The sequence below is a fragment of the Frankia sp. CcCS3 genome, from assembly GCF_977927575.1.
This window is the reverse complement of sequence record NZ_CDWRCL010000174.1, coordinates 1-8,803: the sequence shown is the minus strand read 5'-3', so window position 1 is coordinate 8,803 and position 8,803 is coordinate 1. Positions and strand designations below refer to the sequence as shown.

The 8,803-nt window shown below is 67.7% G+C and carries 9 protein-coding genes and 1 pseudogene; 8 read left to right on the top strand and 2 right to left on the bottom strand.

The genetic code is table 11. The features are described from left to right. Positions 1-341: 341 nt before the first annotated feature. From AC08OQ_RS14605 to AC08OQ_RS14585, 5 genes are all read left to right on the top strand, one after another. On the top strand, positions 342-575 hold the full coding sequence (locus tag AC08OQ_RS14605; RefSeq protein ID WP_462189030.1) for a hypothetical protein: 234 nt from the start codon (positions 342-344) through the stop codon (positions 573-575). A gap of 319 nt (positions 576-894) precedes the next feature. Further along, positions 895-1,086, top strand: coding sequence for a hypothetical protein (locus AC08OQ_RS14600; RefSeq protein ID WP_462189029.1), 192 nt, complete (start codon positions 895-897; stop codon positions 1,084-1,086). Positions 1,087-1,109: 23 nt separating this feature from the next. After that, complete coding sequence (locus AC08OQ_RS14595; RefSeq protein ID WP_476604605.1) at positions 1,110-1,310, top strand: hypothetical protein; 201 nt, start codon at positions 1,110-1,112, stop codon at positions 1,308-1,310. A gap of 80 nt (positions 1,311-1,390) precedes the next feature. Further along, complete coding sequence (locus tag AC08OQ_RS14590; RefSeq protein WP_476604604.1) at positions 1,391-3,673, top strand: cell division protein FtsK; 2,283 nt, start codon at positions 1,391-1,393, stop codon at positions 3,671-3,673. A gap of 393 nt (positions 3,674-4,066) precedes the next feature. Further along, a complete protein-coding gene (locus AC08OQ_RS14585) occupies positions 4,067-5,107 on the top strand; it encodes a DNA cytosine methyltransferase (RefSeq protein ID WP_476612118.1) in 1,041 nt (346 codons plus the stop codon). Here AC08OQ_RS14585 and AC08OQ_RS14580 read toward each other — a convergent pair. Continuing rightward, the gene (locus AC08OQ_RS14580; protein WP_476601743.1) at positions 5,104-5,856 is read right to left on the bottom strand and encodes a hypothetical protein; all 753 of its coding nucleotides are present in this window, start codon (positions 5,854-5,856) and stop codon (positions 5,104-5,106) included. The genes AC08OQ_RS14585 and AC08OQ_RS14580 overlap by 4 nt on opposite strands. Further along, a complete protein-coding gene (locus AC08OQ_RS14575) occupies positions 5,817-6,647 on the bottom strand; it encodes a recombinase family protein (RefSeq protein WP_476604602.1) in 831 nt (276 codons plus the stop codon). The genes AC08OQ_RS14580 and AC08OQ_RS14575 overlap by 40 nt, the downstream gene beginning before the upstream one ends. Here AC08OQ_RS14575 and AC08OQ_RS14570 point away from each other — a divergent pair. The 3 genes and pseudogenes from AC08OQ_RS14570 to AC08OQ_RS14560 all read left to right on the top strand — a co-directional run. Further along, positions 6,597-7,118, top strand: a complete 522-nt coding sequence (locus AC08OQ_RS14570) for an SAM-dependent methyltransferase (protein WP_476601747.1) — start codon at positions 6,597-6,599, stop codon at positions 7,116-7,118. The genes AC08OQ_RS14575 and AC08OQ_RS14570 overlap by 51 nt on opposite strands. A 411-nt stretch (positions 7,119-7,529) precedes the next feature. Then, entirely contained in the window at positions 7,530-8,504 is a 975-nt protein-coding gene (locus AC08OQ_RS14565; RefSeq protein ID WP_476601741.1) for a hypothetical protein, read from the top strand. Then, positions 8,479-8,803, top strand: a pseudogene (locus tag AC08OQ_RS14560) (hypothetical protein); the annotation flags it as partial. The gene AC08OQ_RS14565 and the pseudogene AC08OQ_RS14560, both read left to right, overlap by 26 nt.

The window sequence follows — 8,803 nt, the reverse complement described above, 5'->3', positions numbered from 1 at the left end:
TCGCCACTGCCGTTCGTCCAGATGGGAGTCGAAATGAAATAACTTGCGCGTTTCGAACCCTCCACAGGCCTGTGACCTGCGATGATGCTCTCGATTACGTATTTGTTACTTCATTACGTCCCCATGGGGCCGCTGCTTCTCCAGGCGACCCCTCATCGCGACAAACTTCGCCGAACGATCGTCCACCACGGACATAACCGTACCGAGGCGATCACACGGGAATCCCAAACACAGATCAAGTGATCAACTTATTTAATGACAGTACCTCAGTGTCACGTCTTGTTCTCCTGCCCGTGGCGCGGGCAGGTCACCCATTCCTGTTTATCTGTGGAGGAATATTTATGCCTACCAGTTCTGAGCCGGACCCGTCGGCCGCCGAGTTCGGGCCGTTGACCCTGGACGATCTCGCTAACCGGGTCGAGAAGGCGCATACCGAGCATGTGGAGGGCTACACGGCCAGCACGGTGCTGCACCGCCTGTACCTCGCCGAGGCCTTCGAGAACGAGCGGCTTCGGGCCGCGTTGGATCTGGTTTTCTCGCGTCTTGGGGGACGTAATGAAGTAACAAATACGTGATCGAGAGCATCATCGCAGGTCACAGGCCTGTGGAGGGTTCGAAACGCGCAAGTTATTTCATTTCGACTCCTTGGCACGTGGCATAGGCGGACGCGGGAGGTGTGGCGGCAGGCGTATAACACGTGGGCTGTTCCGGCCGGGATGGATCCGGTGCCCGCCCATCCCCACATGACCGACGCAGAGGTCCCCGAGGTCATCGACGACGTTGACGACGTCGATGAGGCCGACGACGCCGGAAACGAGGATGTTCCGGCTGGCAGCGACGGGTCCGACCCGAACGACTAGCCCGCACCCCGTACAGGAAAGGAAACCCTGTCCCATGGTGAGTATTTCGATCATTCTGTTGTTGTCGTTCGCGGTCGTGGTCCTCGTCCGGTCTTACCGGCTGAGTCTGGCGTCGGCGCTGCTGTGCATCGTCCTCGGGTTCTATCTGGCTTCCTCCGGGCTGGCCCCGACAATCCAGCAGATCGTCAACCAGGTGATCAACGTCGTGTCGGCCATCGGCGTGTAGCGGAAAGGACAAAGGATCTAATGATGACGTTCTTTTTCATCATGATACTGGTGGCGCTCGTGCTTACCGATGGAAGCCTGTTGGTGTTGCTGCTGGTCCGGCTCGCCGAGGAACAGCGCGACATCGGTGATGTCCGCCGCCTGCAGGAAGCGCAACGCCGCCAGGAAGCGCAACGCCGCGAGGAGGCGCAACGCCGTCTCGGCCGTATTCCGCCTGGCCGTTGAGTTCGCCCCGGGGCGCGGTTCCTGACCGCCACGACAGACACCGCGCCCCGGGTTCCCCACGCAGACAGGGAACTTCCATCATGTCCGATCGCAGTCCTCTGCCGCCCGGTGAATCCTCCGACCCGTCCGGCGATCCCTCCGACCCGTCCGAGCATCCTTCCGACCCGTCCGGCGATCCCTCCGGCCTGTCCGATCATTCCTTCGGCCCGTCCGTGGGGGCTCGCCTGCCTGGCTGGTCTGGCGGGTGGGTGCCGGATGTCGAGACGGCGCGCGCCGATCTGGCCCCCTACCAGCCGAGGGACCGCCGTCCGCTCCCCGCCCGGCCTGCGCCGGTGCCGGTGGGGGAGGTGGCGGGGGTGGCGCTGGTGCCGGTGGATCCGTCTCCGCTTCCCCGGCCGGGGGTGGGTGAGCCGCGCCCGGGTGTCCGGCGGCCGATCGTCCCGGGGTGGCTGCGCTCGTGGGCGGCGTTGCGCGTGGCCGCATGCTGGGCGGTGGGCCACTACACCTACACCGCGGTCTACCACGCGGTGCGGGTGCCGGTGTACGCCGCCCGGCTGGTCGGCCGCGCCCCGCGCGGCGCCGGTCGGCTGCTGGGCGCGGTGGTGGGCTGGCTGGCCGACACCGACGCCCGGCCGGTGATCGCCGCTTCGGTCCGCCAGGAAGACGCCGGGATATATCTGCGGCTGGCCCGTCTGCATGACACCCGGACCCGGGCGCGGGCGTTCCTGGCCGTCCTGGGCGGCTTTCCTGCCCTCGCGCTGGCCGTGTGGTGGTGGAGCGCCGCCCCCGCCGGGGTGCGTCTGCTGCTGGGCGTCGCCGTGGTCGGCGGGCTCGGGGTGCTGGGGGCGCCGGCGGACCGGCCGCTGATGAGTCCGGCGGTGGTCCCGACCCGGGTGGGCCGGCTGACCGCGGACATCGTCGTCCGCGCGCTGGGGGCACTGGGCATCGCTGAGATCAACAAGGCGCGTCGCGAGGGTGGTGGGATCACCTTCCCCTCCCCGATCATGCGGGACGGTCCCGGCTGGCGCGCCGAGGTCGATCTTCCCTATGGGGTGACGGTGTCCGATGTCTTGGAACGCCGGGAACGGCTCGCGTCCGGGCTGCGCCGCCCGATCGGCTGCGTGTGGCCGGAGGCCGGGCACGACGCGCACGCCGGCCGGCTGGTGCTGTGGGTGGGGGATCAGGACATGTCCAAGGCCCCGGCCGCTGCCTGGCCGCTGACGCGGTGGGGGGTGACGGACGTGTTTGCCCCGGTGCCGTTCGGCTCCGACCCGCGCGGGCGGCCGGTCAGTATTCTCTTGTCGGAAAACAATGTGCTGGTCGGCTCGCTGCCCGGGGCGGGGAAAACGTCGGCGGTGCGGGTGCTCATGCTCGGCTGCGCACTCGACCCCACCTGTGAGCTGTGGGTGTTCAACCTGAAAGGAACCGCCGATCTGGACGCGGCGGAAAAGGTCGCCGCCCGTTATGCCTCTGGACTGGACGACTCCACGATGGAAATCGTGCTGGAAGCGTTACGGGATCTGCGGGCGGAGATTGTCCGCCGGGCCGCGGCGATTAAACGGCTACCGAAGGACCTGTGCCCGGATGGGAAGGTGACCCGGCAGATCGCCGGTTTGTGGTCGTACGGGTTGCATCCGCTGGTCGCGATTGTGGACGAGTGCCAGAACCTGTTCGCGCACCCGGCCTACGGCAAGGAAGCCGGCGAGTTGGCCACGGACATTATCAAACTGGGCCGGGCGCTCGGGGTGATTCTGATTCTGGCGACGCAGCGGCCGGATGCCGCCTCGTTGCCGACCGGGGTGTCATCGAATGTGTCGATCAGGTTCTGTCTGCGGGTCATGGGCCAGGTCGAAAACGATATGATCTTGGGGACGTCGATGTATAAGAACGGGATTCAGGCAACGACGCTGCGGCCGTCGGACAAGGGTATCGGCTATCTGGTTGGCGCCAGCGACGACCCGATGATTGTCCGCTGCGCGTACATCGATGCCCCGATCGCGGACGAGATCGCCGAGCGGGCGCGGGAAGCCCGTATCGCCGCGGGCCGGCTGTCCGGGCAGGCCGCCGGGGACAGCACCCCGCCGGAATCGGCACCGTCGCTGTTGGACGACATTCTGTCCGTGGTGCCCGGGGGCGAGGGCAAGGTGTGGTCAGAAACCGTTGTCGCCCGGCTCGCCGAGCTGCGGCCGGATGTGTACGGAGGTTGGGGTGCCGATCAGCTCGCGATGGTTCTCAAACCGTACGGAATCGAGACCGTGCAGATCGGCCGCCGGATAGCCGGGAAGGTCCTCAACCGGCGTGGGATCGAACGCCGCCACCTAGCCGCAGCGGTGGCGGAACGTGACCGGAAGCGGGTTGCCTGACGGTCCGCGGGGTGCTAACGATTAGCGGCTCTCCCGCTAACTGTTAGCACCCCTGTTAGCCCCCTCACAGGCCGCTGACCTGCTCGTTTGCCTGTTAGCGGCCCGGAGCGTGAAACCGCCGAAACCCCGGGGGGACGAGGGCTGTGGCCCCCTCCCGGCCCGGCTCGCCGCCCCGGCACCGTTGCCGCTACCCTGCGTGATCGGTCCGGGGGTGGTCGCTGGCATCCCGACCACGGGCAGGGCACCGGTGAAAGCCGGCGCACGCATCACCCATGGTGGTCGGCCGCGTGTTTTCCAGAAATCGCCTTGCGGGGTTAGTGCTGACCGCGTACGCCCTTTTTTCTGAACTATCCACCGCCTTTGCCCGCTCTGCTGTGAGGGGAGACAGCAGGAATGTCGGCTGTGCTTGATCTTTTTGCCGGCCCCGGTGGCTGGGGCTCGGCCTGCACCAGGCTTGGCCTGGCCGAAATCGGTGTCGAATGGGATCACTGGACCTGCGAAACCCGCCGCGCCGCCGGGCTGGCAACCGTTGAAAACGATGTCGGTGCCATCCACCCGGGCGACTACGCCGGGATTACCGGGCTGATCGCCTCCCCGCCCTGCCAGCCGTTCAGCAGCGCGGGAAAACGGCTGTGGCTGGCCGACCCCCGCGGCCGGCTCATTCACCAGCCGATGAGGTTCGCCCGCGTGCTGCGGCGGGTGTGGATCGCGATGGAAGAAGTCCCCGCCGTCCTGCCGATCTGGGAACGGTTCGCCTACGAACTGCGCCGCGGCGGCTACGCCACCTGGACCGGAATCCTCGCCGCCGAACAGTACGGGGTGCCGCAAACCCGCCGACGCGCCTTCCTCCTCGCTTCCCGGGCACAAGAAAGCGTCGGCCCGCCCGCGCCGAGTCACACCCGATATGGTGCGACAACCCCGCGATATGCGCCGCCGCTGAAACCCTGGCGGAGCATGGCCGACAGCATCGGCCGGGGGATCATCGACCGGCCATCCTTCACCGTCACCACCCACGGGAACACCTGGGGTGGAACCTACGCCCGCACCGCCCTCCGCACCGCACAGCTAACCGGCAGGTGGGCCGGACCGGTAGACCCCCTGACCGTCGCCGAGTTCGGCGCCCTGCAATCCTTTCCCGCCGACTACCCGTGGCAGGGCAGCAACACCAGCCGGCTTCTCCAAATCGGCAACGCGGTGCCGCCCCCCTCGCCGCCGCGGTCCTGTCCTCCGTCGCTTTCTCCCAGCCCCTTGCCCAAGCCGCGTAACGACGAACAGCCACCTACCCGCAAGACTCCCAGCGATCTTGACCTCCTCCCGCGTGGTGAGAGCGTCGTGATTCTCTCGGTGCAGGATTTCAGGCTTCCTGATGTGCTGGGGCATCTGGAGGCCGGAAGGGTCGTGCTCGTCCTTCCGGCCTTCCCACAGGCCACCTAGCGCGGACGGGCGGCTGAACCTCCGTTCCGCGCGCTGCTTTCCCGACGGAAACAGAACCCGTTGCCAAGGTCCACGATTCCGTCCGCGTCGGTCGTGTCCGTGAAACCCGTACCGATCTTGATTCCCCACTGTCCGTCATGCTCGGAAAGCGTCAGACCCCACGAGGCCATGATCGTTCGGAGCATGCCCCGCTTTTTGTCGGTGTCGCCGCTGGTCCACATGTCGCTGACCGTCCGCCCGATCTCCGTGTAGTCGTACACGTCAGAGACAAGCGCGAATTGTTCGATGGCCACCCGCAGAGCCTTGCGGGTGGCCACCAGCGCATCGAGTTCGTCATCGTCTTCCGTGACAGACAAACGGCTTTGCAGCCGGGAGAATTCTGCCCGCATCTCGTCCGGCTCGTGCGCGTTCCCCGCCACCCGCTGGAAAGCGAGAATAGGCGTCGTGTCACTGGAAAACATAGAATCGATTATGCCAATGATGGGGCGGGCGTCACAGCCGGTGAAGACACCGCACGCCTTGCGGGCTTTGGGGTTACCGCCACAGCGAAGCTTAGGAGTGCGCGGGTTTCCGGACGGAGCGCGACCGGCGTTCAGGTGCAGCTTCGCACCGCACGATGGGCATTGAAGGACGCCACTGATCCAGTTGGCGGCCTGTGCCACGGGACGGCCACCCTTGTTCCCTCTGGCGTCCGTCAGGTTCGCGGCAATCACCTTGTTGGCGCGCCACCACAGAGGCGAATCGACCACCGGTCCAACCTCATGCATCCACGTTTCGGTCGTACCCTCATACGTGTACCGGCATTCCTCGACCCCTGTGTGGTTCGCCGCGAACCGGACAAGGTTCTTAACCGATGATCGTAAATCCGGGCGATGGATTGCAGGAATTCGCGGTTGGCGACACGCTCGTAAATGTCCCTGACCGATTCCGGGTCGGCGCAATAAGCTTGCTTGGCGTAGCGTTCCCCCTTGACCGCCCAGAACGACGGCAGCGGACCGTGATGCGCGCCGTTGGCAATAATCATCGAGATGCCACGGTACGTGGTCTGCTTGACCGTCCTGGACTTCTCGGAATTCGCATGCTGAGCGACAAGAGTCACGATACGACCGGCGAAATCGGTCTTGCCGAACTGGGGTTCGGCAACCGAGATGATGTCGCCACCCGCAGACCGAATATCAAGCAAGATCTCCGCCTGCGCATCCAAATCGTCGCGACGGTCAAGCCGGGACGACTCGGTTACCAAAAGCGTCGTGTAGTCCCCACGCTGAATGTCAGCGATTGCCTCACGCAACGCCGGTTCCTGCGCCCCGTGGCTCGCCGAGTACCCGTGAAGGGTAAACCACTTGACGATCGTGATCCCTCGCTGAGCAGCCTCCTCAGCGAGGATCTTGACCTGTGAGGTCTCGTCCTGGCTACCCGTCGACACCCTGACGAATCCGGCACCTAGCTCGCCCACTGGCCCACCCTCGCTGTCGGTGCTGATCGCGGCCTGCACCGTGCACACTACCCGACAGCCTACGACACGGTCGTCCTCGCTCACGCTCGCGCCCTGCTGACCGGTACACCCGAGGGCCGCATCGCCTATCTGAACGCCGACCTGCGGGAACCGGGGAAGATCCTGGCTTCGGCCGAGGTACGCGACACGCTCGACCTGAGCCGCCCCATCGCACTGTCCCTGATCGCGATCATGCATTTTCTTCCCGATTCCGAGGATCCCTACGGCCTCGTCCGCCGCTACCTCGACGCCCTGCCCTCGGGCAGCTATCTGGCGTTCACTCATTGCACGGCCGATGCCGCGCCGGAGGAGGCCGGACGGCTCGTCGAGGTCTACCGGCAGCGGGGGATCCCCCTCACGACGCGTACCCGCGCCGAAGTCGAACTTTTTTTCGACGGTCTGGAGCTCGTCGAGCCGGGAGTGCAGATCGTCCATCGCTGGCGGGCCGAGGTGACCCCGGACGGCCCGACCGATGCCCAGGTCAGCGGGTACGGCGGCGTCGCCCGGATTCCCTGACCATCGACACTCGCGAGCGTTCACGAGGTCGGGTCCGCCTGATCGCGAGGTGGCCCCATGCGCGGTGGCACCGCGCGCGGCGGCCACATTGTGGGGAGCAAGGCACGGTCCAGGGACCGCAGACCGTGCCCAGGTCCCCCAAATTTACCGGCCGACGTGTCGGACCCGGGTGGGATGGTGGCTTTCGTCGCCGATGACGGTGGTGTAGCCTGTGAACCGAGTACGCGGCAATCGAGGGCACAGCATTCGTGGCGGGTCGTCGAGGCCCGGCGGATGCCGAGGGGGGAGACGCGCCGTGGTGGAGCCGGAGGCCGAGGGCGGGCTGTTCCCCGTGCCGCGGGGGTCCCAGGGCAGCAGAGGGTCCCAGGGCCGCTGGGGGCGCCGCCTTCGCCCGCCGCGCCGGGGGGGGGAGTGGGTGGCACCGGCGGCCGGGGCGCCGACGGCCGTACGGCCGCGGAGGTCCTCGACGCACCACAGCTCTTCGAGCCGGCGACGTCCTATGAGGTCCGGGATGCCTTCGCCGAACTCGTCCGCCGGCATCTGCTCGGCCCGTGGAGCGGCGAGCGCGAGCAGTTCCACCCCAGGGCGATGGGCCCGCGCGAGCGGTACCTCGTCGGCATGCTCGGGCCGAAGCCGGCTCCGCGCGGTGCCCGGGAGGCCGCCGCCGCGGACGTCGTCGCCGACACGGAGACGGCCGTGCAGGGCGACGCGGACGCCGACCTGCCGGAGATCGCCACCCCGCAGAACCGGGGGCGGATCTGGGCGTCGTCGATGGGACTCTCCTTCGCCGGGCTGGCCGGAACCGCCGGCACGGATTCGGTCGACGTCCTCGCCGTCACGGCGGCCTGGGGGCATTACACCAAGCGGGAGGTGGAGGACGACGAGGGCCGCAAGCGCAGCGCGTGGACCCGCGAACCGGTGGTCTTCGCGAACCGGGAGATCCGCCTGGATGATCACCTGGGCGCCGGTTCCCGGCGGATGCCGCTCGTCGGCGACGACGAGACCGGGGTCTTCCTCGTCGTCACCGTCCGCGAGCGCGGTGCCCGTCGCGTCGTCGAGCTGACGCTGGTCAACAGCCAGCCGGAGCCGCCCTCGTCCGCGGACACGGCGTGGCTGTTCCAGCCGACGCTGTCGGTGACCGCGCTGGACGGCGCGCGCGCCGTCTTCCTGCCCGTCGACGATCCCGAAGACGAGTGGTCCGGCTCCGGTTCTGGCACCGGCCTTGGCCCTGGCTCCGGTTCCCCCGAGGGCGACGCGCCGCTCGCCGGCGCGCCGCCCCTCGACGCTGATCACGAGGATCTGCACCTCACAGTTGTTGTACCGGGGGGAGCGTCGCTACGCGACCGGTCGCAACGTCGCGGTGCATCCGCACGTCCGGCCCGGTGAGCGGTGCGCCCACCGGCTGGAGACCACCTGGCTGCCCACCTACGACGTGCCGGCGACGGTCGCGCCCGCCGGGCCCGGCACGCCGCTGGCCGGGGTCGAACTGGCCATGGACACTCTCGCCGTGGCCGGGCCCGCCGCCCTGCGGCGCGGGTTGATACCCCTCGCCGACGGTTACGCCTCCTGGCTCGACGAGCGCGAGGCCGAGGTCGCGGGCCTGCCGGCGCGGCTGCGCCCGGCCGCCCGCACGGCGATCGGCGACGCCCGCCGAGCGGCGGACCGCATCCGGGCCGGCATCGCCC

Bases quoted from the DNA above. Each gene is read 5' to 3' on its own strand.
- AC08OQ_RS14605 (WP_462189030.1), top strand. From the start codon at position 342: ATGCCTACCAGTTCTGAGCCGGACCCGTCGGCCGCCGAGTTCGGGCCG.
- AC08OQ_RS14600 (WP_462189029.1), top strand. From the start codon at position 895: ATGGTGAGTATTTCGATCATTCTGTTGTTGTCGTTCGCGGTCGTGGTC.
- AC08OQ_RS14595 (WP_476604605.1), top strand. From the start codon at position 1,110: ATGACGTTCTTTTTCATCATGATACTGGTGGCGCTCGTGCTTACCGAT.
- AC08OQ_RS14590 (WP_476604604.1), top strand. From the start codon at position 1,391: ATGTCCGATCGCAGTCCTCTGCCGCCCGGTGAATCCTCCGACCCGTCC.
- AC08OQ_RS14585 (WP_476612118.1), top strand. From the start codon at position 4,067: ATGTCGGCTGTGCTTGATCTTTTTGCCGGCCCCGGTGGCTGGGGCTCG.